At 61.3% G+C, this 482-nt stretch carries 1 pseudogene; it reads left to right on the top strand.

What is annotated here, in order from left to right:
- Positions 1–423 (top strand): annotated as a pseudogene (locus AC1DF0_RS32190) (hypothetical protein); the annotation flags it as partial.
- Positions 424–482 lie beyond the last annotated feature (59 nt).

Below are 482 nucleotides of genomic sequence, written 5' to 3'. Positions count from 1 at the left end.
GCGCACAACACCAATCAGGCGCTGGATCGGGTGATCAATTTCTTTCCCGAAGAGCGCCGGGGGCAGTTGCTCAACGACCTGGGCAACAACCTCAAAGCGTTTGTGTCCCAGCGTCTGGTGCGTACCCGCGACGGGCAGCGCCGGGCGGCGGTGGAGGTGATGCTGGGCACACCAACCATCGGCGACCTGATCCGGCGCAATGAGTTTGGCGAACTCAAGGGGATCATGGAGAAGTCTTCAGAGGTGGGGATGCAGACGTTTGACGGGGCGCTGTTCGCGCTGTTTGCCGAGGGCGCAATCGATGAGGCAGAGGCGTTGAAACATKCTGATTCGGTGAACAATCTGCGCTTGCGCCTGAAAATGCACGCCGAGGCCACACCCGGCCCCCATAAGCCGCCGGGTGAATGGGGGCTGATGGACTGAAGGGGCCGACGCTGATCAAAAATGTGGGAGCGGGCTTGCTCCCACAGTAGGTCTAGGCG

The sequence above is a fragment of the Paenibacillus sp. 05T425 genome (genome assembly GCF_056396205.1).
Note: the sequence above shows the minus strand (reverse complement) of the source record. Positions and strands in the feature narration are given on the sequence as shown.